We start from the raw sequence: 25532 nt of genomic DNA, 5'->3' as shown, positions 1-25532 counted from the left end.
GAGAAGCTGCTTAATAAGCAAGCAAATGATGACAACTACCTTGAAAAACACCGCTTCATCATCTTTCACACCAACTTAAAACCTCCCCAGATGAAACACTAACAGCAGCTTTGTGCTGGCTATCTTCAGGTGAAATACAAACAGACTTTAATCAGAAAAAATTTGATTTAGAAAATTCTGTTTGGTGCTAGCCAATGAGTGATGATCTCTTTGGTTTTAGTGATGAATTTAATAGCTTCGACAATGATGTAGCTGATGATAAAACGCTTTCGACAGAATTTTTAGCAGAAGACGAAAATCTTGAATTGGCATTTGGTGACTTGCCAAACAAAGAGACGGCATTGTTTCGTTTGGATCTAATTCGTTATTTGGAAAGGCGCGTAAAAGGAGGTTGGACGCCCAAAAACCTAGACAAGCTCTTGGAAGAGTATGCCCTATTGAAGAAAACTTCGGTCCCGTCATCCAGAACGATAGCTGATTGGAAAAAGCTCTATTACGAGTCAGGTAAAGATCTAGCGTCTCTTATTCCTGGGCATAGCAAAAAAGGAAACAGAAAACTAAAGAACGATTCATCTGATTTAGTTACAGAAGCGATTCAAACCAAGTTTCTGACCAAAGAGCGAGTATCGGTCAACACCGCCTATGAGTACTACAAATATCGAGTTATTGAAGAAAACCGACAATTAGACCAAGTTAAAATAGCGCCAATTTCCCAACGGACATTTTACAATCGTGTAAATGCACTGCCTCCCTATGAAGTTGCTTTAGCTCGTTATGGAAAACGATATGCTGATAATAAGTTTAAGACTGTTGGGTCAATCATTCCGGCAACGCGGCCAATGGAATATGTAGAAATAGACCACACTACAGCTCCTGTGATTTTACTTGATGATGATTTGGAGCTTCCTCTTGGCAGACCACACTTAACAATACTTTATGATAGATACTCCACTTGCATCGTTGGTCTTTCTGTTAATTATAGAGATCCTAGCTACGAGACAGTACGAGCAGCTTTTCTTAATTCAGTTCTTAAGAAGGATTGGATTAAAGAAAAGTACCCAAGCATTAAATCTGAATGGCCTTGTTACGGAAAAATCACAAATTTGATAGTGGATAACGGTGCGGAGTTTTGGAGTGATAGCCTAGAGTCAGCATTAAAGCCATTAGTAACAGATATTCAATATAATCAACGTGGTAAACCGTGGCGAAAAGCGGGTGTTGAAAAGTCTTTTGATACCTTCTACAAGAAACTATTTAGCCGTTTCCCAGGAAAAACCTTCACCAACCCTACTCAGTTAAAAGACTACAACCCGAAGCGAGACGCTGTCATTAATGTGTCTGATTTTCTCGAGCTGTTACATAAGTGGCTTATTGACGTTTATCATAAAAAAGCGGACACGAGGTACAAGAGAGTTCCTTACCAGAAATGGACAGAGTCGCAAGGAACGATAATCTTTTGTGAAGGCCCTGAAGCAGAGCAATTAAAGATTGAGCTTGGAGTTGTAAACCATCGGACTATAAGAAGAGGCTCAATTGAATTGCATTCTCTTAGATACCAGTCTGATGAATTGGAAGAGTACGGTAAGCAGTATTCTAGTCGTGCAAGAAAAAGCGCTTATGTGAAAACTAAGACAGACCCAAACGATATCAGCTCGATTTACGTTTACCTTGAGGAAGAGAAAAAATACATCAAAGTCCCAGCAGTCGATCATACGGGTTATACAAAAGGCCGATCTTTATATGAACATCAACGAATTAACAGTTTAAGAAGGTTGAAAGTCCGTTTGGGAGAGCAAGACGAATCATTAGCCGATGCGTCATTATATTTGGACAGGGCTATGGATGATGCAATAGAACGTATGAGTCGTTCTAAGTCCAAAAAATCGACACTTCCTAAAACAACTCATGCTTCAAAAATAGCAAAGCAAAGAGGTGTTGGTAGTGAAGGACCTAGTACCATTGTCACTACGTCATCTAAACCTATCAGTGAAGTACCAAAAGAAGTAATAGATATTGGTACAGCTAGTGATGACCTCAGCGATATAGAGGGGTATTAGTGAACATACTTAATGATCTTCAAATAGAGCAATATACATCTTTTAGAGAGTGTTTCTTAGAATACCCTCAGTTGACGGAAATTTATAACGTCTTTGATCGAATGGTATTGAACAACTCTCTTGGAGGGGAGCAAGAGTCATTATTGCTAACGGGAGATACCGGTGTTGGCAAGACGGCGATGATTGATAACTATGTTGCAAGGTTCGCTATTAAGGGGAGTCGCTGGGCTGAAATGACAGTATTAAAAACTCGCATTCCAAGTAAAGTTCGTGAGCAAAATACGTTAGAAAGATTATTAATTGACTTAGATAGTCGAGCCTCTAGTCGCCGCAGGAGACCATACAGCGAAGGTGCGCTAGAGCAAAGAGTCATCAAAAGTTTAATTGAGAAAAAAGTGAAGCTTGTGATCATTAATGAAGTTCAGGAGCTTATGGAGTTCAAAGATGCGAATGAGCGTCAGACTATAGCGAATACGTTTAAAATGATCAGTGAGGAAGCTCAGGTGTCGTTTGTTTTAGTTGGAATGCCCTATGCAACGATGCTTGCTGAAGAAGACCAATGGAACTCTCGTTTAGGCTGGAAGCGACACTTAAGCTATTTTCACCTTTCAAGGCAGAGCGAAACCGATAACAAAAGTTATATTCCTGATGCAGAAGGGAAACGGCATTTTGCAAGCTTTGTTGCTGGACTTGCAGGCAGAATGGGGTTTGAAAAACGCCCTAACTTAACTGGGGATGAAATTCTATTGCCTTTATTTTCAGTCTGTCGTGGAGAATGTCGTGTGCTGAAGCACTTTCTTGCGGATGCGTTACTCAACGCATTGCAATCTTCAAAGGATACGATTGATAAGCCATTATTATCGGCTTGTTTTGACACTAAATACCCTTATGCGAAACAGAATCCTTTCGAGTGTAAGTTAACAGACCTCAAGCTAGTAGAACTGAAAACAGAAACTTCGTACAACAAAGGTGCTCAATTTAAAGAAGACCGATTAATAGGTCGGTCATTTACTGATTTATTACCAGTTCATATGTTGCTGAGTAAGACACCTTTAAAAGCTCAGTGATACGCACATTGTTATTTATTTAGGCTCTCCAACAGCACCGCCTTCTCTTCATCACTCATCTTATCAATGGCGCACGCTAACTCAGCGCTCAATTCGCTCCTACAGAAAAAGTAGTTTAGTGGCACATCTAACTCTTCAGCCATGCGCTCAAGCGTACCAATATCAGGTACATGCCTGCCTTTTTCGTAATGATTCATACGACCGCTAGCAGAACTTTGCTCCATACCGATTTTCACCCCTAAATCTTTTTGGGTGATCTTGGCTTTTTTACGCGCAGCTTTGAGCCTCGCAGGGATGGGGTTGTCTTTTTGCACTTACACATTTCTTTTCAACCTTTAGATAACTTAGATTGTCTAAGTTTTACTGATTTTTGTATACTTAGCAATCCTAAGTTTTTATTGCCTGTAAGAGTCACATGAAGAAAGTAACCAGAATTAGCCCTCACATGTTTAACCTATTGATTGAAAAAGGGATGGATAATTTCTCCGTCACAGAAGCTAGAGATGCTTTGCTAAACAGTGCTTCAGCCTTCCCGAGCAAGGACGATGCGCGGAAGTATGTTTATAAACAACTTCTATCATTTGAGGAGAAAGGCTGGCTTTCTGTCATTGGGGCTCGTAGAGACAAACGCTACCATCAAACTAACGAATTCAAAGCGCTCACAATTGAGCCTAGAGTGGCTAGAAATAAGAAAGCTAAGGTCGATTCAATAGCTGTTCAGACTCCAGAGTGCTCTCTAAATGCACTAGAGCAAGAGAAGAAACAGCATGAAGGCGAGTTGGCGATTACTCTAGGCGAGATTGAGGAATACCAATCGTTGTTAACGCGTTTCCCAAACAACAAGCAAGATATGCAGCCGCTATTTAATGCAGCAAGAGAACGCTCAGCCAAGCTATTAGGCAGAATTAATGCACTAACCAACTGGATGCAAGTCGCCCAAAGTAAGGCTCCTCAATGTTAAGAGCATGGCAAGCCGAGTGTGCAGCTCAAGCTATCGAGAAATTCACTTCAAATAAGCATTCACATTTCTTCTGCCAAGCGACCCCTGGAGCGGGCAAAACCGTTATGGCCGCCGAGGTGGCGAGTCGGTTATTTGAAAGAGGCATGATTGACTTAGTGCTGTGCTTCTCGCCCTCTCTGACTGTTGCTGAAGGGATGCAAAAGACCTTTTCATGGAAGCTCGAATGTTCCTTTAATGGAGGCTTGGGTTCTCTAGGTGGGTCTTATACTTATCAATCGATCCGTTTTTTAGGGGAGAACTTTTGGAACACCGTCAGTAAATATCGAGTACTAGTGGTATTTGATGAGATCCACCATTGTTCATTTGATGATGAGGGGCGGTCAAATTCATGGGGGCTAGAAATTGTTTCTAAGATCCAAGGCTTTGCTCGTTACACTCTGGCGCTGTCGGGCACGCCTTGGCGTTCTGACCGACTACCGATCGTCATGGCTGAGTATTCCGACCCTGATGGTAAGGTTGTTTGCGATTATCAATACGGCTTGCAACAGGCAGTTGAAGATAAGGTATGCCGCCGCCCTAAAATCGTTTTAATCGATAATGAACACCTGAGCGTTAAGGCTGGCAGTGACAATCAACACTTCGCCTCTATTCTTGATTGCCTTAAACAATCCGATGTCTCTTACCAAAGCGTCATTCACAACGAAGACGCTATGAATTACATACTAAATAGCGGTTGCCAAAAGTTAGAGCAGATAAGGCAAGAGTCCCCAAGTGCTGGAGGCTTGGTGGTCGCCTCTTCTATTAAGCACGCTAAAGACATTCAAAAGCGACTTGTTGAGCACTTTAATCAATCAGCATGCATAGTGACTTATCATCATGATAATCCGTTACATGAAATTGAGTCCTTTCGTCACTCAACGGTTCAGTGGATAGTCAGTGTTGGGATGATAAGTGAAGGAACGGATATTCCAAGGCTTCAGGTTTGCTGCCATATGAGTTCGGTAAAAACGGAACTCTACTTCAGGCAAGTACTCGGGCGAATTTTAAGAGTCAATGACTCACCCAACCAAGAAGCGTGGTTGTATACCTTTGCCGAAGAAAGTTTGATTGGGTTTGCTGAAAGAATTGAGCAAGATATTCCAGAGTCGTGTCTATTTATTAAATCGAATGAATAGACTGATGAATCAGAGAAGGCGCAAAGTTTTACTCCTACAGATTTGTCGAACGATAAGATTATGGTATCAGGGAAGTCCTCAAATCAACTAAATTGGTCAAAAGTCGATGGGGTTCAAAACGCTTTTCACTCTGATTTCGAGGGTTATGATGAGCTACGTTTAGGTGATTTTAAACAAAGAGTTATCGCAAAATTCACTTAATCACACCGTGAATAATGCGCACTCGGATTTATATAGGCTTTACGATATACTGATTAGCTATTGAGTCTCTCTACGAGTAATCCAAATGGTCAGCAGCATTAATAAAGCTAAGTTATCTGAAACCGACATCATTACCAAATTCATACTTCCTGCGATTAAAGAGGCAGGGTGGGATGATATGACTCAGATTCGCCAAGAAGTGAAACTGCGCGATGGTAAGGTGATCGTTCGTGGCCAAGCTGCTGCTCGTCAGAAAGTAAAATCAGCTGATATCGTTCTTTATCATAAGCCTAGTATGCCGCTTGCAGTGATTGAGGCAAAAGCCAATAAGCATGAAGTTGGCAAAGGCATGCAACAAGGCATGGTATATGCTGGCCTGCTAGAGGTGCCATTCGTTTTTGCCTCGAATGGTGATGGTTTTATTTTCCGAGACTTAACCAACCCAACTCAACTTGAAACGGAAATTCGTTTAGAGGATTTCCCAACCCCTCAGCAGCTGTGGAAAAAGTACTGTGCTTGGAAAGGGTATAAAGAAGAACATCTGCCAATTATCACCCAAGATTACCATGATGATGGCAGCGGTAAATCACCGCGTTACTACCAGCTTCAAGCTATCAACAAGACAGTAGAGGCCGTTGCTGCTGGCCAAGACAGAGCCTTACTAGTCATGGCGACGGGTACAGGTAAAACCTACACCGCATTTCAAATTATCTGGCGACTTTGGAAAGCCAAAGCCAAGAAGCGAATTCTGTTCCTAGCGGATAGAAATATTCTTGTCGATCAAACCAAGACTAATGACTTTCAACCGTTTGGCACGGCAATGACAAAAATTACAGGTCGCAAAGTCGATCCTGCTTTTGAGGTTCATCTAGCCCTTTATCAAGCGCTTACGGGGCCAGAAGAAGAACAAAAAGCCTACAAGCAAGTCGACCCTAACTTCTTTGACTTAATCATCATTGACGAGTGCCACCGTGGTAGTGCTTCAGAAGACAGCGCTTGGCGTGAAATTCTTGAATACTTTAGCAGTGCGACTCAAGTCGGTTTAACGGCAACACCAAAAGAGACCGATGAAGTATCTAACATCGAGTACTTTGGCGATCCAATTTATACCTACTCTCTTAAAGAAGGTATTGAGGATGGCTTCTTAGCCCCTTATAAGGTAGTTCGTGTCGATATTGATGTGGATGTCCAAGGTTGGCGACCAACCAAAGGGCAAACTGACAAAAATGGCGAAGTGATTGAAGATCGAATCTACAACCAAAAAGATTTTGATCGCACTATGGTTATTGATGAGCGTACAGAGCTTGTCGCACAAACCATCACCAACTATCTGAAACGCACCGACCCAATGGCCAAAACCATCGTGTTCTGTAACGACATCGACCATGCAGATCGCATGCGCCGTGCATTGGTAAACTTGAACCCTGAGCAAGTTAAGAAGAACGATAAATACGTAATGAAGATCACGGGTGATGATGACATTGGTAAAGATCAGCTAGACAATTTCATCAATCCTAAGAAAAAGTACCCTGTTATTGCCACGACTTCAGAGCTAATGACGACGGGAGTTGATGCAAAAACCTGTAAGCTAGTAGTGCTTGATCAAGGTATTCAATCGATGACCAAGTTTAAGCAAATCATTGGTCGTGGTACTCGTATTGATGATCGCTATGGCAAGCTTTGGTTCACTATCTTGGATTTCAAAAAAGCGACAGAACTGTTTGCTGATGAACGCTTCGACGGAACTCCAGAACGCGTGAAGGTCACGACTCCAGAGCAGTTCGAAGATGAAGAAGATTTAGATGACATCATCGACGGCGTTGATGATGTCGATGTTGATAACCCATTCGGTGATGAAGACATTGATCCTGATTCAATTCAAGAACCAGAGGCTACCTATGGTGAAGGTTTTGGAAACTCCCCTGAAAGTACAGGCGGTGCAGACGATTGGGATGATGATAATCGAGTTCGCAAATTCCATGTGAATGGAGTTCCAGTAAAAGCGCTTGCTGAACGTGTTCAATATTACGATTCAGACGGTAAGCTTGTGACCGAGTCATTTAAAGACTACACCCGTAAAACCATGGTGAAACAGTTCTCTTCTTTAGATGAGTTCACCAAGCGTTGGAACGAGTCTGACCGCAAGCAAGCCATTATCGATGAGCTAGCCGAAGCCGGTATTCTATGGGAAGCGCTAGAAGACGAAGTGGGTAAAGACATGGACCCATTCGATATGATTTGCCATGTCGTTTACGATCAGCCCGCTTTAACTCGTAAAGAGCGCGCCGATAACGTGAAAAAGCGTAACTACTTCACTAAATATGGCGATACCGCGCAGCAGGTTCTGAACAACCTTCTCGACAAGTATGCTGATGAGGGAGTGCAAGAAATCGAAAACATCCACGTTCTTAAAGTGAAACCTTTCGATGAAATGGGCAGACCGTTAGAAATCATTAAGAAAGGCTTTGGTGGCAAACCGCAATATTTAGAAGCGGTTAGTGAATTAGAGAACGAAATATATAGATTTGGCTAATACTCTAATGAATTTAGGGTGTTATAGGTACGTAATGTCAAAAAATAAGAATAGGTTATATTAACATTTTGGAAATTAGAGAACGATTTGATTTTTATATGCAGCAGTATGATTTGGAACTCGCAAGAAAGAGCGAGGTTTCGGGGGTAGTTCAAATTCGGCTCTTGTCATTTATTTCTGCGTCAGGGGTAATGCTTTATATGCTCAAAAGCTTTCAACTAGAGCATGAATATATGTTACTCCCGATTGTTTTTTTCATATCATCTGCTTTTTCTTGTCTTACATTTTTATATATCGCATGGTTTTTATATAAAGCGTATTGGGGAGATACATATGAACGGTTGCCGCCACCTTCTGAATTGGAACAGTACTACAAAGATATGGTTTCCGCTGAAATTTTGGATGGTAACCCTGATGCATACTTAGAGTTCCTTATTGAAGAGGTAGGGGAATGTGTTGATAATAATATGCGAAAAAATGATCGCAGGTATCAAGCTATGAATAAGGTGATGAAACGGTTGCCTATAGCGATAGTCCCATTTGTTTTAGCTGGCGGGATTTATCTATTCGCTGACCTCGACTCATCCTCACCAAGAAAACCCATTACCATTGAAATAATAGATAACTATGGAAAATAAAGACAAGTCGCTTGAAGCAAAGATTGCTCAATTGAAGCGGCCTCAACGTCGTTCAATGCAAGAAATAGAATCAACTCATTGCTCCCCAAATGCAGTTTCTTGTGTGGAGATGTCTGAATCAATAGAAAGTAAATATACTTTTGAAAATGTTTTGTTTGTGACGAGATCTATTGTTCTTGAGCAGGCTGATTCATGGGGTGCTTTTCTCGATATCTGGAACAGTTATAATCATAAATCTTCTTTTATTGATGAGTTGTCTTTTAAAGGAGTGTTATGGGAAGAGTTAGCTTTGGAGATTGGTAAAGATATTGATTTTGTAGATATTGTTGGAGTAGTCGTTTTTGGAAGGGAGCCTTTAACTCGTAAAGAACGTGCCGATAGCGTGAAGAAGCGCAACTACTTCACTAAATATGGCGATACCGCGCAGCAGGTTCTGAACAACCTCCTTGATAAGTATGCCGATGAAGGTGTGCAAGAGATCGAAAACATTCATGTTCTTAAAGTGAAACCTTTCGATGAAATGGGCAGACCGTTAGAAATCATTAAGAAAGGCTTTGGTGGCAAACCGCAATATTTAGAAGCGGTTAATGAACTCGAAGCTGCTATCTATCAATCTGCTTAACAATATTCACACCGCGTAGTTACGAACATTTTTAAGGCCGCTAAATTAGCGACCTTTTTTGTCTTCATCGAAGAGATCCAGTTCAGATGATAGTAGTGCAAGCTGATCGGCTAACATTCCGCTTATGCAGTTGTGATCAATATATCTAGGTAAAATATTGCCTAAGTTAAGGGCTTGGTAGTCAGGATGTTCAAACAGTACTTGTAAATACTTATTAAGGCGCTCTTCGGGCGTCGAATCACGCTTTAGCTGCTTTTTGATGTTTTGACCAAGCTTACGGATATTCTCTTTGTCTGTTTCTTTAAAATCGTCGTTATCATTGAGCTCTTCATAGAGTACATCAGCAAACCGATGATGGCTCCAACCTAATGCGTCTAAAGTATTTTGAATCTGTTTTTGCTTTTGTTTTGTAGTTGTCCCCATAGTTCCCCAACCCCTTAGTTAATATTACCTGGTCTTAGCGAAGACACATTAATAACGATATTTTTAAGGATAAAATCATGACTAAATCAAAAGCACCAATGACACCAGAAGCCGCTGCTCGCATTCAAGGCAATGCCGCAAAACAAAACGGTGGGCAAGTTCCTAAAGGCGATTTTGCTGGCCGAGCTCAACGCGCAGCTGCTCACAATCAAAAACAAGGGAAATAGGAGTTCATCATGAATAAACCAGCTTCAAGTACACCTAAAGGTGGCGCTAAGCCGAATCCAAATTACCCAAGCACGACGGGCAAACCATCGGGCGGTGGTCGCGGAAACACACCTAAGCGCTAATAATTAAAGGAGGGGTAGCATAATGCTGCCTCTCCTTTTATGAGCATCTGTTGGCGTGTTGCTTGAATGTGCGAAGAAATATAGCTTGATCTGATTTGTAGTCTGAATAGGCCACATCATTTTCTGTTTTTTCTAATGCGCATAAACAAGTTTCCCGTTTACTTTCATACCAACTTACGGACACCATGTTTTTGCTAGAATTCACGCAAGTATCGACAATCGCGTATTCCACTTCGAGAGGATACCTTTCTTTGTCTAACCCACTTTCAACAGCGTAACCCCCTAGGGCTCCAACCAGTAAAGCGGAGCTAGCAGAAACGAGCTTTCGCTTGCTGAACTTAAACCCTTTAAAACTCTTCTCACACTCTGAACACGATATGTTTTCTGCAAATTCAATCTCATTGTCCTTCTGGCAACGAGGGCATTCTATTTTCATTATCTAGCCAACTGTATTTATGATTATGATTTTATAAGTTCAGGCTATAGATTAATGAATCTTATATCTATGGTTTCATAGAACTAACTTCATTTTTTTTGACCTAGTTCTGCTATAATTCGCCACAAATTTCAGTTGTTTAAAAGTAGAAAAACATGTCTATCAGTTCAGTTATCAAATCCATTCAAGACATCATGCGTAAAGATGCGGGTGTCGACGGTGATGCACAGCGCCTTGGTCAAATGTCTTGGTTACTTTTTCTTAAAGTATTTGACGCTCAAGAAGAAGAGTTAGAACTAGAACTGGACGATTACAAATCACCAATCCCAGAACAATATCTATGGCGTAATTGGGCGCAAGATGCCGAAGGCATTACCGGTGAAGCGCTGCTTGAGTTCGTAAACGATGACTTGTTCTACAAACTGAAAAACTTAACTGCACCTGTTGATCTAAACCCGCGAGGCTTTGTGGTGAAAGAAGCCTTTAGCGATGCGTTTAACTACATGAAAAACGGTACGTTGCTGCGCCAAGTGATCAACAAGCTGAATGAAATTGATTTTACTGACTCTTCAGAGCGCCACCTATTTGGTGATATCTACGAGCAGATCTTAAAAGATCTACAAAGTGCAGGTAACGCGGGTGAGTTCTACACGCCTCGTGCTGTTACACGCTTCATCGTTAATCGTTTAGACCCAAAACTGGGCGAAGCGATTATGGACCCAGCAACGGGTACGGGCGGCTTCCTAGCGTGTTCGTTTGACCATGTGAAAGACAACTACGTGAAGACTGCAGCGGATCACCAAACACTGCAAAAGCAGATCCACGGTGTTGAAAAGAAACAACTGCCACACCTACTGTGCATCACCAACATGATGCTGCACGGCATTGAAGTACCAGTACAAATCAAACACGGCAATACGCTGAACAAGCCGCTTTCAAATTGGGACAGCAACATCAATGTGATTGCGACCAACCCTCCGTTTGGCGGCACAGAAGAAGACGGCATTGAAAAGAACTTCCCTGCGGAAATGCAAACTCGTGAAACTGCTGATCTGTTCTTACAGCTTATTATTGAAGTGCTTGATGAAGGCTCTGATACCAAGAACGGCGGCCGCGCAGGCGTAGTACTGCCTGACGGCACATTGTTTGGTGAAGGTGTTAAAACCAAAATTAAAAAGATGCTAACCGAAGAATGTAACCTGCACACCATCGTGCGTTTACCTAATGGGGTATTTAACCCATACACAGGCATCAAAACTAACATTCTGTTCTTCACCAAAGGCAAGCCAACTAAAGACGTATGGTTCTACGAGCACCCATACCCAGAAGGCGTGAAGAACTACAGCAAAACCAAACCAATGAAGTTTGAAGAGTTCCAACAAGAGATCGATTGGTGGGGTAATGAAGATGATGGTTTTGCTAGCCGCGTAGAGAACAACCACGCTTGGAAAGTGCCAATCGCCGACATTATTGAGCGCAACTTCAACCTAGATATTAAAAACCCGTATCAAGGTGAAGTGATTAGTCACGATCCAAACGAGCTATTAGAGAGCTACCAACAGCAGCAGCAAGAGATCTCTCAGCTTCGTAATCAACTTAAAGGCATTCTAGGTGAAGCCCTGAATTCGTCTGTGGGCCCGATTGTAGGTGAGAGTAAATAATGAGTGTAGAACAGACCTCTATGAATCAGTTGATCACCGACAATATCGACATTTGGACTTCAACCGTTAAAGCTAAGTCATCCTCTGGTCGTGGCAGCAGCAAAAAGCGCGAGCTTTATGGCGTGAAGAAACTGCGTGAGCTGATCTTGGAATTGGCAGTGCGTGGTAAGTTAGTGCCACAAGACCCAAATGATGAGCCTGCTTCAGGCTTACTTTTGGAGTCTCTAGAAGAAAAGGAAGCCTTGCTCAAGCAAGGTCTTATTAAGAAGTCTCGTTCAAAAAAGACGATTAAAGAAGAACATTTTTATGATTACCCTGCTAGTTGGGGTGTCTCGCGATTAGAAGATTTGATTCACGTAATTAATGGTCGAGCTTACAAAAAAACAGAAATGTTGTCAGAGGGGACACCAATTTTAAGAGTTGGGAACCTATTTACGTCAAATGACTGGTATTACTCAGACTTGCAACTTGAAGCAGATAAATATATCGATAATGGTGATCTTATCTACGCATGGTCGGCATCATTTGGGCCATTCATTTGGGATGGTGGAAAAGTTATCTATCACTACCATATTTGGAAAATGGATATTTTTCGAGAGACATCTTTAGATAAAGAGTTTTCAAAATTATTTTTGCAAGCTATATCTGAAAGGATAAAAGCAAGCGGTAATGGTATTGCAATGATCCATATGACTAAAGAACGTATGGAAAAAGTAATGCATCCATTGCCACCAATCAATGAGCAACACCGCATCGTCGCCAAAGTCGATGAACTCATGACACTTTGCGACCAACTAGAGCAACAAACCGAAGCCAGCATTGAAGCGCATCAGGTATTGGTGATAACGCTGTTAGACACGCTAACCAATTCTGCGAATGCCGATGAGCTAATGCAAAATTGGGCACGAATCAGCGAGCACTTCGATACCTTGTTCACCACCGAAGCGAGCATCGACCAGCTAAAACAAACCATCCTGCAACTGGCGGTAATGGGTAAGCTTGTCCCGCAAGACCCAAACGATGAACCTGCTGCAAAGCTACTTGAGCGTATTGCTGAAGAAAAAGTACAGTTAATCAAAGATAAGAAAATCAAAAAGCAAAAAGCTCTGCCGCCGATTGCTGATGATGAAAAGCCGTTTGAACTGCCGAATGGATGGGAGTGGTGTCGAGTACAAGATGTAGCCCAATTCACTACATCAGGCTCACGCGATTGGGCTAAGTATTACTCTGACTCTGGAGCATTATTCGTAACTATGGGTAACTTATCTCGCGGAAACTATCAGCTTCGGTTAGATAATTTGAGATATGTTCAGCCTCCAGAAGGAGGAGAAGGTTCACGCACCAAGCTGGAAGCACATGATTTACTTATTTCAATTACTGGTGATGTTGGGAATTTGGGATTGATACCAGAAGATTTTGGTGAAGCTTATATCAATCAACATACTTGCCTTCTTAGGTTTATGTTTGAATGCCAGGATAAATATTTTCCGGATTTTATGAGATCGCCTTTGGCTAAGTATCAGTTCGATGCTCCACAGCGAGGAATCAAGAATAGCTTCCGGTTGAGCGATGTTGGTGAAATGCTTCTACCGTTGCCGCCCCGGGAAGAGCGCAAAAGAGTGGCTAAGAAGGTTGAAGACTTAATTATTATTTGTGAGCAACTCAAAGCTTGCTTAAAAGATTCTCAAACTACACAACTGCATCTCACTGACGCTATTGTTGAACAGGCGGTATAATTAATGATTCTTACAAGATTTGATGTTGTATTTTGTGAAAGTAATGACACTCCACCCACACCTCTTGCTGGCCAGGTTGTGATCAAGCAATCTGGGGATTGGAATGATTTTGGTTACAATATCAATGCGACGTACGAGCTCTGCCTATTTGATAATCAGACTTTTTTAGAAGGTGAACTATTAATTGGTTTTTTACCAAAAGTTGATTTGGAGGATATTGGAAAAGAGCATGCAAAACTGCTAGGAAATATTAATAAAGCGTTAAAGCAACAAAGCTATGGCGATGATTTTATATTCTTTACGCACTTTCCAAACCTACAAGAGTATAGAAAACTAGTTCTAAATATGGGGGTGAAAAGTACTGAATTGTTGCTGAGTTCATTAAATAACATATTGATTACTGATAACTTTTCTTATTCTAAAGGTCTTTACGAAAAAATCATTGAATCCAATGTGTTTAGTCGTGCTTTTATGCGTAACTCTGAGTCTTTTTTTGCTTTTCATAATGCAGATTCAATAATCAAAGGAATTGAGTTTGAAAATTACTCAGCAATTTCAAACTCAATTAGTTTGGAATTTAAACTAAATGGTTTTACAAACAACCATAAAATTAACCTGAATTTTGATAGTAAGTCACTGATACCAAGTCGTATCAGTGTATTGATTGGTCAAAATGGGCTTGGAAAAAGCCAAAGCTTAAACAAATTGTGCCGTGCACTTTTAAAAAGGTCCGAGCCAGATACGACAGCAATTTTTATAAACGATCATACTTTAGCTCAACCGATGATAAACCGACTGCTAGCTCTTGTAAGTCCAGGGGAAGCAAGCTCGACTTTTCCAGGCGAATATGCAAATAGTCAAAAGTTGTTTTATCGAAAGATTGACTTAAACCGTTCATCTGGTGCTAACAACAGAACCATCGGGGACTTGTTTGAACAACTATTGAGAAGTGATAGTTATATCAAAGAGAACTATCGTATTGATATATTTAAAAATTCTCTATCAAAAGCTATGGATATTAGCTCTTTATATTTAAAGGTAAATGATAACGATTATATTCCTTTAGAGAAATTAAACTTTGTAGATGGTTTTACTGAACAGGGTTTGAAAATTGCGGAGTTAGTTAAGAGTTGCAAACAGCCTGTAATCAAGGTGGATGATAACTATTTTCCGTTAAGTAGCGGTCAACTAACTTTCGTTAAATTTGCTTTACAATGTTGTTTATATATTGAGAATGGGACGCTCATTGTTTTAGATGAGCCTGAAACTCATATGCACCCGAATTTCATCGGCGAGTTTGTTGAATTATTAGACTATCTGTTAGAACACACAGGATCTTTTGCTGTTATAGCAACTCACTCACCTTACTTTGTGAGAGAAGTTGGCCGTAAACAAGTTCATATTTTTTCCAGTGATGGAAATAATTCTGATGTAATAGATATATCTATACCTAGATTAAGAACTTTTGGTGCTGATATTGAATCTATATCTCAGTTCGTTTTTAACGAAGATGTTGAAAATCGTTTGACGGATAAGATCTTCAGAAAGTTGAAAGATAAAACATTTAATTCTGTTGAAAAAGAGTTAAGTGAAGAATTATCATTAAGTGCTTTAATGGATTTGAAATCTATGTTCGAGACTAAGTCATGAAAAAACTAACTCCAATTAGAGTTGATGACCTCGGTTGCTTAGATGCTTTAGCTGAGAATGATAGCCTTGATAAAACAAGTTATCCTGAATTGAGGATCCAAAAACAAGTCTTGATTCAGGCATACAATGATTATGAGATTCATCGCGGTAACCCTTGGTTAATTACTACCCCTGAAATAGATGCTAAATTAAAATCAGGGTTGCTTAGTCATTATTCATCACCACCCACAGCTATCAATTACTTAGATCGGATAAAGGATTCCTCTCCTGACGTTTGCCCAATGTGTGGGGGTTTTAAGCCGTTTACTCGTGACCATATTCTTCCGAAGTCTGACTACCAAGTATGGGCAATTTTCTCTAAGAATTTGGTAGCAGCTTGTGACTGTAATTTAAAGCGCGGGACTGCCTTGAAAGGTAATGTAGCCACTCAAGCAAGAGTTTTACATCCATATTTTGACGATTTCATGTCTGAAAGATTACTCAGCTGCCAAATTACTCCCCGAAGCAACTACCGATGGTTTGATATAGGAGTCATATATGTTGACCCTGCTCATCCGGAGATAGCCTCAATAAAATATCATACTAATAATATTGTGATTAAGTCTGGAATCAAAAAATGGCTTAAAGGCCAACTAGGGAAACTAAACGAACGGCCTTCAAATGTGATTCAGACTTTACCGAAAAGAAGAGCAATAACGGAGGAAAGAACGATAGAAGGCATAGAAGATTGCTTAGAAAGAAACGATGACTTGACTGGTACCAAAAACAATTGGTTATCGATCCTTTGCCATGGTCTATTGCACTCGAACGGTATGGCTCAGTGGGTGACCGAAAGGCATAATGCCACATTAGTTAAATGATTAGGTAGCGGCCAAGTATTCCAGAGAAAGTGCCCTAAATGCCAAGGCGGTAATCCTGGAATTGCTTTCTAGTCACAATTTGACTCTATAGAATTTGAATTATTGGGATTAACGCCAATACTAAAACTTAGAGATTCTAAGTTTTAGTGGTGGCATGTGAAAACGGACATTCAACTTTACCCTGACGAATCGCTCGAAAGCTTCTTGTTGCGTTTATCGCAAGAGCAAGGTTACGAGCGATTTTCTCATTTCGCCGAAGATATCTGGTTCGACACCATGGATCAGCATGAGGCGATGGCTGGTGCTTTCCCCTTAGAGCTAAATCGAGTCAATATCTACCACGCTCAAACCACAAGCCAAATGCGAGTGCGGGTTCTTATCCACCTTGAGAACGAGTTAAAGCTCAATAACTTTGGTGTACTGCGCCTAGCGCTATCACATTCAAAAGCTCAATTCTCTCCGCAATACAAAGCTGTTCATAGGTTTGGTGTTGACTACCCTTATGCTTTTCTTCGCAAACGCTTCACGCCTATTTGTCCTCTGTGTATTAACGAAGCCCCCTACATTCGCCAGCAGTGGCAATTTATCTCTCACCAAGCTTGTGAACACCATGGCTGTAAACTGGTTCATCACTGCCCTGAGTGTAAATCGAGACTTGAATACCAAAGTACCGAGAGTATTGGCCAATGTGAATGCGGTTATGAACTCCGAAACTCGCCAGTAGATGACGCTCCAGAGGGTGAGACCTTGGTCGCTCGATGGTTGTCAGGAAATGATTCAAAACCCTTGGGATTACTGAGGGGTGAAATGACGTTATCTGAGCGCTATGGTTTTTTACTTTGGTATGTAAATCGCTATGGTGATATCGATGACCTCAGTTTCGAATCATTCATTGAATATTGTGGCGCTTGGCCAACAGCATTGTGGCAAGACCTAGATGCCTTGAAAGAGAAGGCAGAACTTGTGCGAGTAAAAGATTGGAAGAAGATGTTTTTCAATGAAGCTTTTGGTGCTCTGCTTAAAGATTGCCGTCAGTTACCCAGTCGGCAGTTGAGTCACAATATAGTGCTTGCACAGGTGTCAGCTTACTTTACACAGCTTATGGCAACAGTGCCTTCAAGCGCGAAAGGAAATATCGGTGATGTACTGCTCAGTCCCTTAGAAGCTTCTACATTGCTTTCTTGCACCACAGATGAGGTATATCGGTTGTATGAGTTTGGTGAGATCAAAGCCGTTATTAGGCCGAGAATGCATACAAAGATAGCGAGCCATGAATCGGCGTTTACTTTAAGAAGTGTCATCGAAACAAAGCTGACTCGAATGAGCTCTGAAAGTGATGGTTTAAGCGTGTATCTACCTGAGTGGTAATTATGACGAAATTAAGTGACTTATTGGCAATCGAAGACGAAGCAGTAAAGCAGATTACGCTAAAGAAGATGTTCATGCCCTATACGGAAGATGTCTGTGTTGAAGGGTGTGAAAAAGAAGCGTTGACGATCTTGCTCAATCTCAGTTCAAGCCATCAATCAGATAGGTGCTTGGATTGGTTGGATGTTGTCCGAGCTAAAAGGCATTTAAAAGCGGCTGAGAACCTAAAGGCGTCCCTTGATGAAATCAAATGGTTCCACACTCATAATCTCAAGTTTCCAGACTGCCGAGTTAAAGATCAGCGGATAATTGCACAACCTCTTGCTACAACCGAGGCGTTTATCTCAAGCTCAGTATTAGAGCAAAGCTTGGGGTGGGGGCATAACTCCGCGGTGTATCGCCATACATTGTGGTTATTGAATCCTTTCCGCTGGCAATCACAGTCTGTGAGTCTTCTTTCACTTGTTCAGCAAGAAACCCCCGTTTGGGTTGAGCTGCTCAAAGAATTTGGTTTAGGTGCTAATTCACTTGCTCGCTTAAAACATACAATTGAAGAACAACTTCCTGAAAATAGTTTTCCCGATAGTGTCAGCACTTACAGCAAGCAACTTCGGTTTCCATGGGGGGATGATTATGTTTCAGTCACACCAGTGGTCAGTCATGCTATTCAAAGTGAGCTAGAAGTGAGATCGCGAAGTCAGGAAAGTAAGCTCAGCTTTGTGTCTTCGTCATTGCCAAACTCGGCAAGTATCGGGAATCTGTGTGGCAGTTTAGGTGGGCATATGAAAGTCCTAAACTATCCGCTAGACGTTAAACCAGCACAGGGTGGGACGTTACCTGAAAGTCGCAAAAAGAGTGGCCACTACTTTGATGACTATCAGGTAACTAACGCCAAAATTTGTCAGGTGTTAAATCATTTAATTGGATCAGAGCCATCGAAAACACAGAAGCAAAGGGAGAGTGCTCGTAAGGTTAGAAGTAAGATATTGCGAAAGCAGATAGCCTTGTGGATGCTTCCTTTAATTGAGTTAAGAGATATCGTTGATACTGACCCCAATCAACAGCAATTGGAACATGATGACACTTTAGCTCAAGCCTTTTTGGTGCTACCAGAATCGGGTCTAGGCTCTTTAGCTAGTGAATTTAACCGTCGCTTGCATCTCACGTTTCAAAATAATAAGTTTGCCGCCAAGTTTGCCTATCACCCTAAGCTTATGCAGGTCGCCAAAGCCCAAATTGTATGGGTACTTGAACAACTTAGTAAACCAAATGGCAATGAAGATAAGGTAACGGGTGAGCAGTATATCTATTTGTCATCAATGAGAGTGCAAGATGCTGTAGCGATGAGTAGCCCATATCTGTGTGGTGCTCCTTCTTTGACGGCTATTTGGGGGTTCATGCACCATTACCAAAGAGAGTTTAATAAGCTAGTTAATTGTGATTCCCCGTTTGAGTTTTCGAGTTTCTCTTTTTATGTTCGAAGCGAGAAGATTCAACCGACAGCGAAGCTTACCGAACCCAACTCAGTCGCCAAAGCACGAACGGTTTCTAACGCGAAGCGACCAACTATTCGTAGTGAACGACTGGCGGGCCTAGAAATAGACTTAGTTATCAGAGTCTATAGCGACAGCCGAATTTCAGATTTTAAGTCCGCGCTTAAAACGGCCCTTCCCGTTGCTTTCGCCGGAGGGGCATTATACCAACCACAGCTATCGACGCAGATTGAGTGGCTAAGGACATTTACCAGCAAGAGTGAGCTTTTCCATGTCATAAAAGGGTTACCAGCATACGGGCGATGGTTATATCCAAGTGAAAACCAGCCGAGTGATTTTGATGAGCTAGAGCGTTTTATTACTAAAGACGCTGATAATTTGCCAGTTTCCATCGGCTACCATTTGTTAGAGCATCCAACTAAACGGGGCAACTCAATCACCAGTTGTCACGCTTATGCAGAGAATGCGATAGGACTTGCTCAGCGAGTTAACCCCATAGAAGTACGTTTTAGTGGAAGAGATCACTTTTTAAACCACGCCTTTTGGTCGATAGAATGCAGTAGCGAAACTATTCTTATAAAAAATTATAGGGATTAATTGCTTATGGAACTTTGCACTCAGCTGAATTACGTTCGATCACTCTCTGCTGGCAAAGCATATTTCTACCATCTTTCTAAAAGTGGTGAGATGTGTCCCCTTGAAGTTGATAGAACTAGGTTGCGCGCACCAAAAGGGGGTTATGCAGAAGCCTATAAAGGGGGCAAGTTTGTAAAAAAGAATGTTGCTCCACAAGACTTAGCTTACTCCAATCCTCAGTTCATTGAAGAGTGTTACGTAAAGCCGGGTGTCGATGATATCTACTGTGCATTCCCCCTTCGAATTCGAGCAAATTCTCTAACCCCTGATCTCTGTAGTGACGATGAAGTGCGCAGTAAACTTTCGTTACTGGCTAACACTTATAAAGAGCTCAATGGGTATCAGGAGCTCGCTCATCGATACGCGAAAAATATCCTGCTTGGCAGTTGGCTTTGGCGTAACAGAGAGTGTCGAAAGCTGTTGATAGAAGTGACCACCAGTGATTCACAAACCCTGATTGTAGAAAACGCAACAAAGCTTTCTTGGTATGGTCATTGGGATGAGGCTTCAGCAGAATGCCTAGAAAAGCTCACAACCTATTTGATGCGAGCCCTTTCCGATCCGACCGAATATTTCTATATGGATGTCAAAGCTAAAATTGGAGTTGGTTGGGGAGATGAGGTTTACCCAAGCCAAGAGTTTTTAGATAGCCGAGAAGATGGTGTTCCGACTAAGCAGTTAGCTACTGTCGAACTATTAAACGGAAAGGAAACCGTTGCTTTTCATGGTCAAAAAGTTGGAGCCGCGTTGCAATCGATTGACGATTGGTGGCATGAAGACGCAGATAAGCCCTTAAGAGTGAACGAATATGGGGCAGACCGAGAATACGTTATAGCAAGGCGACACTCAGCGCATGGAAACGACTTCTATCAACTGCTCAGAAATACAGAGAACTGGATTGAAAGTATGGCAGCTTCTCAGACCATCCAAAATGACGTGCACTTTATTGTGTCTGTCCTGATCAAAGGCGGCCTCTTTAATTGCTCAAGTTCAAAGTCTAAAACGAAGGCTAAGTAAGGGAGATCTATGACTAAGCGTTACTACTTCTTAATACGTTACATGCCTGTACAAGCTGACCATGAACTATTGGCAGGGCGGTGTATATCCCAAATGCACCTGTTTATGGTCAATAACCAACAAGCAATGAATAGGATTGGCGTGATCTTTCCTGATTGGAATGAATCTACAGTTGGCCAAACCATTGCCTTTGTTGCTGAAGATAAAGAGGCGATGATTGGGCTCTCTTTTCAGCCTTATTTTTCTTTGATGATAAATGAGGGTTTATTTGAGGTATCTAGTGTTTGTGAGGTGCCAGACACTGCGGTAGAGGTGAGGTTTGTCCGTAACCAAACGATTGGAAAAAACTTTTTGGGTTCTAAGAAACGCCGAATCAAACGTAGCATGGCTAGAGCCGAATTATCTGGTGTTGAATCATCATTACCAGTCTCTAATGAAGAGCGGGTCATCGATAGTTTTCATCGAATACCAATCTCCAGCGCTTCATCTGGGGAAGATTATATTTTGTTTGTACAAAAGGAGCTTGTTAGTGAGCGCGTTGCAGCAAACTTTAGCAGCTATGGTTTAGCAACCAATCAAGAAAGCAGAGGAACAGTACCTGATTTATGTTTTTGACCTTTTTTGAAAGCTCTTTTTTAGAGATTTAAAAACAAGGAGTTACAGATGTAAGAAGAAAAAGGGTATTTTGGGGTTTTGTGACTTTAAGCACACAGAATCAGAAGGTTAGGGGCTATATTCAATAGTGTCCTGCCGTATAGGCAGCTAAGAAAGTGACCAAAGGCGATCCATTAGAGGGCAAGCTGTGTCCTGCCGCATAGGCAGCTAAGAATAGGCCAGGAAGAAAGCAACCTTCCTGCTGAACAAGCAGTTAATAATCAAAACCATCATGTTTAGGCTTGATGGTTTTTTTATTTTAAAGTTAGTGAGAACCATGCCGGTTCGCCTTCAGCACTTGTGTATCATGCAGACGTTTGATTTACAGGTTATTTTTGGAGGCTAATTATTCTCTTTACCTCCCCGTATTCTTATATGAATAGCGACATCGCAAGTTGCGTTGCGCAGGTTGCGATATGAGGTGAAAGCTAATTTGAATCTTGCTTTACGAGGAGGATAACTAGCTAATTTACACTCCATGATGGGTTTCCAAATACGTTCTACATTACGGTTAATCCTCATTATGTTATAAGTGATTTAATGCTATTTTTTGAATCGAGAAGCGACTTATGAGCAAGAAAAAATCATCAGAAAAAGAGCTGCTAGAGGGGGCTACACTTAATACCTCCCATGTTGATGAACTTGCAACCGTTTCATCGACTGAGTTGAGACAAAAACAGTCAGGACGCGACTATAAAGCTGCTTTGAAGAGAATTGAATTCTTGTTTGATGTGGCTTCCCCCGGAACACCCGAAGGTAACGAGCTTGAAAAGCTAGTAACTTGGGTTGAAGCGTATGAAGAAGAGCACTTCCCATTTAAGTAAGATAGACCTTTGCTTACTCACCTTTGTCCAGATGTATTCATTGGTTGAATTTTTACCCGTGGCACTTTCTAGCTTGAAAGTGCCCCAAGGCGTGTTTAGAACGCAAGAGACCATCATGAGATTTATTTGTGAAACAAGCTGTTTCCCAATTGCCCAACAGGCTGTTGGACAAACTCTCGGACTCAATTGTGCAAGAGGTCCTTGCACAATTGCGAAACAACCTGTTTCGTGAATTATTTCTGCCCCTTTCTGAGTTATGTCTGGTTGAATTCACATTCCACCTAAGCATCAATTGACCTACTTTTTCTTATGCTACAGAGTGTCTTTTGATTACTGTTTTTACTCAATAAATAGGTGTTAACTTATTGTTATTACATGTTTGTTTTGAAATGTACGACTGATAGAGGCCGATTATCGCAGGGGTAAATATGAAAACTATAAACATAAAAACTAAACTACGCCCAATTCGATTTGGTTTTCTAGTGAGACCAAATGACGGTAAAAGTATTGCTGAGATATTCAAAGTAAACACCTGCTTATGGGGCGGGATGTATAACCCAATAATTCCTGTATTTAGCAGAACACCTAAATGGTGGTCTGATGGTGCCTCTAGGAAAGAAAAGCCACGTGAGTCACTCAATAGGTATCTGGACTTTTTTGAACCAGATGTATTAGTTGAATGTGAAGAAGGTCTAGCAGCAAAGTCTGGCTACAAAGAAGACAGAATTATAAGCCTTGAACAATTATTGATAGATCAAGATGGACAACAAGGCTGGAAAAGTTTTGGTCAAGATGTATACGACCTTTATCAACACCTATACGACACTGAGTACAAATATCATCATAGAATACCTCGTGATATTGCGTTAATAAAAGGTGACTCAGTCGCTTTAGATATGATGGCTAGCTGTTTATTTGGTGGCTTCACTTCTAGGGACAATTACAGTTATTACGAGAAAGTTTTTAAAGATATCTTATCTCCACAAGAGTTGGATTTAGATGCCGAAGTATTAAAAACTTATTTTAACAAAGGGACTCTTTCTCCTTTAGATATCGCTAATGCGCAAATCAATTGCTACCCCAATCACCACAAAGATCCTGCCATCTTCGTATTCGATTTTACCAAACCATATGATTTACTGGACTATTGGAACTTAAGAGCGGTATATCCGAATAACATTGTTCCGGTGCCTAAGCAATGGATTGAAAAGCTAAGTGATTTTTGTAAGCAGTTCATATTACGTAACTATCGGCCTCTTCCCGGAAACAGGTATGGTGTAATGATTCGCCCCACAGTGATGTTTGCTAGAAGTATCAATCAAGATGAAGCAGAAGGCTTATTAGAGCATATATTAGTGTAGATAAAAAAGAAGCCAATTGTATTCAGCACTGGTATCCATCATTTGACGCCAAGCAATATAAAGGAGTGGTTAGAGAACAAAAGCCTGTTCTTGTTGTAAAAGAAAGGGATAGTGAACAGTTAATTTCTGAATCCGAGAAGATAACGAAGACAGATGCCTTGCTGCCTGACTTTGTCGATAGGCATGGAGGGGGGCAAAAATGGGCTAACATAGTTCAGATTAGGAACTGGGGCAAAGAAGCAGTTAATACTGTATTTCCTATAGACTTTCGCAACCCCAAATTTCCATCTCCGTATATGGGGGGGGACATAGTGCTTGCTACAACCGAAGGCCTTGTGCTAATTCCTAGAAGTTCAATGGGGAAAAACTACTTAGAAATAGACTCATGCTCTGATGCAATTTCCAAATGGTTAAGAACTTTAGACATTTCAAGTGTGCAATCTGATGCCGGAAGATCTACCCACCAAATTATAGATACAATGGGGGGATTTTGGGGAGTAAGAGCGCTTGCAAACAAAAAGGTCGTAGAAGAGCTAAACAAAATAGCTATGAAACCGGCTTCGAAGACAGAGAATGTAAACGCATTTAAAAACAAGATGAGTATCGTCTCTGGAAATCAGCGTAGAGCAAATAATAGCTTTCAAAAACTCGTAGACTGCGGCGCTGTCGAAATAGGTGCAGAGGTTAAGTGTACGCATTGTGGGCACCCTAACTGGTTTGATCTGCGTAAGCTAGATTACTTTCTTCAATGTAATCTTTGCATGAAGAGTTTTGAGTTCCCTAAGCTTGATACAAAGAATAAATTGGCATGGGCTTATCGACTTATTGGTCCATTTGCATTGCCGAATTATGCTAAAGGTGGTTATTCAGCAGCGCTAAGCCTGCGCTTCTTTTCAGAAGTTATTGGTGATATCAGCTTTTCTAAGATGTCTTGGACATCTGGTCGAGAGCTCACTTACTCAGATAGAAAAAAAATAGAAGCAGACTATATCGTTTGGGTTCAACAAACTTCCGCATTCGATACTAACTCGCACGCAAAGCTCATATTTGGAGAAGCTAAAAGTTTTGCTAAAGAAGCTTTCACAACTAAGGATGTTCAGGCTATGAAAGAGCTGGCGGTAAGGCATCCCGGGGCGATCTTGGTGTTTTCTACATTAAAGAGCAAGTTATCGATTAAAGAAGCCACTCGATTAAAAAGGCTAGCACTTTGGGGGCGAGAAATAGAAAGAAGAACTGGGGTACAACGTGCGACTGTTATCGTACTAACTGGAACTGAACTTTTTTCTATCGACGATATGAGCTTGAGTGATGCATGGAATAAAGGGACAGCTAAACACAAGGAGCTTGCAGAGATTTATACTTATCAGTTGAAAGACCTAGATGTGTTGGCTGACTGTACACAACAAATCTATCTAGGCTTGCAAAGCTACGCAGATTGGTGGCGTCAAAAGTATGTAGTGAAGAATGAGAATTGACCACTCAAAAGAGGTTGTTTTCCATACTTCTATTAATCCGCTAAAAGCTATTTTAGAAAATTCGATAACACACTTTTGTCCAAAAATTTGTTACACACATGTCGATTATGTCTGCTAGAGGATGAATTGGAGCGTAGTAAATTTACTACGTTGAATCTTAGTCGTTGTTCAAATCTGCAGACTTTCGATGCAATGTTATGCGAATTTATACTGCAAATAGTATTGTAAGTCTTTGATGTTTGGTTCGAGTTATGCTGACTTATCCTGCAAGCATCACCTTAAAAAAGGTTCATCGCGGCTTTCCGGGGAAAGCCGCTTTTATCTTCAAGAAGAA

20 protein-coding genes and 2 pseudogenes are annotated in these 25532 nt (G+C 41.2%); 19 read left to right on the top strand and 3 right to left on the bottom strand.

The window, feature by feature from the left end:
• Positions 1-194 precede the first annotated feature (194 nt).
• Together AB6D80_RS19205 and AB6D80_RS19200 are read left to right on the top strand one after the other, a co-directional pair.
• Positions 195-2057: a Mu transposase C-terminal domain-containing protein gene (locus AB6D80_RS19205; protein WP_372189312.1), complete on the top strand. Its 1863-nt coding sequence runs from the start codon at positions 195-197 to the stop codon at positions 2055-2057.
• Positions 2057-3124 (top strand): TniB family NTP-binding protein, encoded by a 1068-nt coding sequence (locus AB6D80_RS19200; protein WP_372189310.1) that lies wholly within the window; start codon positions 2057-2059, stop codon positions 3122-3124. Before AB6D80_RS19205 ends, AB6D80_RS19200 begins: the two co-directional genes overlap by 1 nt.
• 11 nt (positions 3125-3135) lie before the next feature.
• Here AB6D80_RS19200 and AB6D80_RS19195 read toward each other — a convergent pair whose 3' ends face one another.
• Positions 3136-3438, bottom strand: a complete 303-nt coding sequence (locus AB6D80_RS19195) for a helix-turn-helix domain-containing protein (RefSeq protein ID WP_372189308.1) — start codon at positions 3436-3438, stop codon at positions 3136-3138.
• A 101-nt stretch (positions 3439-3539) separates the two neighbouring features.
• Between AB6D80_RS19195 and AB6D80_RS19190 the strand changes: the two genes are divergently transcribed.
• The 5 genes and pseudogenes from AB6D80_RS19190 to AB6D80_RS19170 form a co-directional block, all read left to right on the top strand.
• On the top strand, positions 3540-4085 hold the full coding sequence (locus AB6D80_RS19190) for a hypothetical protein (RefSeq protein ID WP_372189306.1): 546 nt from the start codon (positions 3540-3542) through the stop codon (positions 4083-4085).
• Positions 4079-5461 (top strand): annotated as a pseudogene (locus AB6D80_RS19185) (DEAD/DEAH box helicase). The gene AB6D80_RS19190 and the pseudogene AB6D80_RS19185 overlap by 7 nt, the downstream one beginning before the upstream one ends.
• Before the next feature lie 85 nt (positions 5462-5546).
• On the top strand, positions 5547-7994 hold the full coding sequence (hsdR, locus tag AB6D80_RS19180) for an EcoAI/FtnUII family type I restriction enzme subunit R (RefSeq protein ID WP_372189304.1): 2448 nt from the start codon (positions 5547-5549) through the stop codon (positions 7992-7994).
• A 68-nt stretch (positions 7995-8062) separates the two neighbouring features.
• Positions 8063-8632, top strand: coding sequence for a hypothetical protein (locus AB6D80_RS19175; RefSeq protein WP_372125851.1), 570 nt, complete (start codon positions 8063-8065; stop codon positions 8630-8632).
• Positions 8633-8756: 124 nt separating this feature from the next.
• Positions 8757-9254, top strand: a pseudogene (locus tag AB6D80_RS19170) (type I restriction-modification enzyme R subunit C-terminal domain-containing protein); the annotation flags it as partial.
• Positions 9255-9299: 45 nt separating this feature from the next.
• Here the strand turns inward: AB6D80_RS19170 and AB6D80_RS19165 are convergent.
• Positions 9300-9677 carry a hypothetical protein gene (locus AB6D80_RS19165; RefSeq protein WP_017631040.1) on the bottom strand — a complete coding sequence of 126 codons (378 nt, stop codon included), beginning with the start codon at positions 9675-9677 and terminating at the stop codon, positions 9300-9302.
• Between the two features lie 77 nt (positions 9678-9754).
• On the opposite strand from AB6D80_RS19165, the gene AB6D80_RS19160 reads away from it, so the two are divergent.
• Positions 9755-9904: a hypothetical protein gene (locus AB6D80_RS19160; RefSeq protein WP_008220701.1), complete on the top strand. Its 150-nt coding sequence runs from the start codon at positions 9755-9757 to the stop codon at positions 9902-9904.
• 160 nt (positions 9905-10064) lie between these two features.
• Here the strand turns inward: AB6D80_RS19160 and AB6D80_RS19155 are convergent, their stop codons facing one another.
• Positions 10065-10463: a hypothetical protein gene (locus AB6D80_RS19155; RefSeq protein WP_008220703.1), complete on the bottom strand. Its 399-nt coding sequence runs from the start codon at positions 10461-10463 to the stop codon at positions 10065-10067.
• A gap of 155 nt (positions 10464-10618) precedes the next feature.
• On the opposite strand from AB6D80_RS19155, the gene AB6D80_RS19150 reads away from it, so the two are divergent.
• The 11 genes from AB6D80_RS19150 to AB6D80_RS19100 all read left to right on the top strand — a co-directional run bounded on the left by AB6D80_RS19150 (position 10619) and on the right by AB6D80_RS19100 (position 25198).
• Positions 10619-12124, top strand: a complete 1506-nt coding sequence (locus tag AB6D80_RS19150) for an N-6 DNA methylase (protein ID WP_102491816.1) — start codon at positions 10619-10621, stop codon at positions 12122-12124.
• A complete protein-coding gene (locus AB6D80_RS19145) occupies positions 12124-13860 on the top strand; it encodes a restriction endonuclease subunit S (protein ID WP_372189302.1) in 1737 nt (578 codons plus the stop codon). The genes AB6D80_RS19150 and AB6D80_RS19145 overlap by 1 nt, the downstream gene beginning before the upstream one ends.
• Before the next feature lie 3 nt (positions 13861-13863).
• Positions 13864-15510 (top strand): AAA family ATPase, encoded by a 1647-nt coding sequence (locus tag AB6D80_RS19140; RefSeq protein ID WP_372189300.1) that lies wholly within the window; start codon positions 13864-13866, stop codon positions 15508-15510.
• Positions 15507-16370, top strand: a complete 864-nt coding sequence (locus AB6D80_RS19135; RefSeq protein ID WP_372189298.1) for an HNH endonuclease — start codon at positions 15507-15509, stop codon at positions 16368-16370. Before AB6D80_RS19140 ends, AB6D80_RS19135 begins: the two co-directional genes overlap by 4 nt.
• A gap of 156 nt (positions 16371-16526) precedes the next feature.
• Complete coding sequence (locus AB6D80_RS19130; RefSeq protein WP_372189296.1) at positions 16527-17738, top strand: TniQ family protein; 1212 nt, start codon at positions 16527-16529, stop codon at positions 17736-17738.
• Between the two features lie 2 nt (positions 17739-17740).
• A complete protein-coding gene (locus AB6D80_RS19125; protein ID WP_372189294.1) occupies positions 17741-19828 on the top strand; it encodes a type I-F CRISPR-associated protein Csy2 in 2088 nt (695 codons plus the stop codon).
• Positions 19829-19834: 6 nt separating this feature from the next.
• Entirely contained in the window at positions 19835-20884 is a 1050-nt protein-coding gene (gene csy3 / locus AB6D80_RS19120) for a type I-F CRISPR-associated protein Csy3 (RefSeq protein WP_372189292.1), read from the top strand.
• A 9-nt stretch (positions 20885-20893) separates the two neighbouring features.
• Positions 20894-21499 carry a type I-F CRISPR-associated endoribonuclease Cas6/Csy4 gene (gene cas6f / locus AB6D80_RS19115; protein ID WP_372189290.1) on the top strand — a complete coding sequence of 202 codons (606 nt, stop codon included), beginning with the start codon at positions 20894-20896 and terminating at the stop codon, positions 21497-21499.
• 608 nt (positions 21500-22107) lie between these two features.
• On the top strand, positions 22108-22362 hold the full coding sequence (locus tag AB6D80_RS19110; protein WP_372189289.1) for a hypothetical protein: 255 nt from the start codon (positions 22108-22110) through the stop codon (positions 22360-22362).
• A gap of 428 nt (positions 22363-22790) precedes the next feature.
• Positions 22791-23723: a hypothetical protein gene (locus tag AB6D80_RS19105; protein ID WP_372189287.1), complete on the top strand. Its 933-nt coding sequence runs from the start codon at positions 22791-22793 to the stop codon at positions 23721-23723.
• A 65-nt stretch (positions 23724-23788) separates the two neighbouring features.
• Positions 23789-25198: a hypothetical protein gene (locus tag AB6D80_RS19100; RefSeq protein WP_372189285.1), complete on the top strand. Its 1410-nt coding sequence runs from the start codon at positions 23789-23791 to the stop codon at positions 25196-25198.
• Positions 25199-25532: the final 334 nt, after the last annotated feature.

This window comes from Vibrio sp. 10N.247.310.17 (assembly GCF_041466605.1).
In the GTDB taxonomy this organism is placed as follows: Bacteria; Pseudomonadota; Gammaproteobacteria; order Enterobacterales; family Vibrionaceae; genus Vibrio; species Vibrio tasmaniensis_A.
The sequence above is the reverse complement of the archived record's forward strand: the minus strand, read 5'-3'. Positions and strand labels throughout refer to the sequence as shown.

Bases quoted from the DNA above. Each gene is read 5' to 3' on its own strand.
- AB6D80_RS19205 (WP_372189312.1), top strand. From the start codon at position 195: ATGAGTGATGATCTCTTTGGTTTTAGTGATGAATTTAATAGCTTCGAC.
- AB6D80_RS19190 (WP_372189306.1), top strand. From the start codon at position 3,540: ATGAAGAAAGTAACCAGAATTAGCCCTCACATGTTTAACCTATTGATT.
- hsdR (WP_372189304.1), top strand. From the start codon at position 5,547: ATGGTCAGCAGCATTAATAAAGCTAAGTTATCTGAAACCGACATCATT.
- AB6D80_RS19165 (WP_017631040.1), bottom strand. From the start codon at position 9,677: ATGGGGACAACTACAAAACAAAAGCAAAAACAGATTCAAAATACTTTA.
- AB6D80_RS19160 (WP_008220701.1), top strand. From the start codon at position 9,755: ATGACTAAATCAAAAGCACCAATGACACCAGAAGCCGCTGCTCGCATT.
- AB6D80_RS19155 (WP_008220703.1), bottom strand. From the start codon at position 10,463: ATGAAAATAGAATGCCCTCGTTGCCAGAAGGACAATGAGATTGAATTT.
- AB6D80_RS19150 (WP_102491816.1), top strand. From the start codon at position 10,619: ATGTCTATCAGTTCAGTTATCAAATCCATTCAAGACATCATGCGTAAA.
- AB6D80_RS19145 (WP_372189302.1), top strand. From the start codon at position 12,124: ATGAGTGTAGAACAGACCTCTATGAATCAGTTGATCACCGACAATATC.
- AB6D80_RS19140 (WP_372189300.1), top strand. From the start codon at position 13,864: ATGATTCTTACAAGATTTGATGTTGTATTTTGTGAAAGTAATGACACT.
- AB6D80_RS19135 (WP_372189298.1), top strand. From the start codon at position 15,507: ATGAAAAAACTAACTCCAATTAGAGTTGATGACCTCGGTTGCTTAGAT.
- AB6D80_RS19125 (WP_372189294.1), top strand. From the start codon at position 17,741: ATGACGAAATTAAGTGACTTATTGGCAATCGAAGACGAAGCAGTAAAG.
- csy3 (WP_372189292.1), top strand. From the start codon at position 19,835: ATGGAACTTTGCACTCAGCTGAATTACGTTCGATCACTCTCTGCTGGC.
- cas6f (WP_372189290.1), top strand. From the start codon at position 20,894: ATGACTAAGCGTTACTACTTCTTAATACGTTACATGCCTGTACAAGCT.
- AB6D80_RS19110 (WP_372189289.1), top strand. From the start codon at position 22,108: ATGAGCAAGAAAAAATCATCAGAAAAAGAGCTGCTAGAGGGGGCTACA.
- AB6D80_RS19105 (WP_372189287.1), top strand. From the start codon at position 22,791: ATGAAAACTATAAACATAAAAACTAAACTACGCCCAATTCGATTTGGT.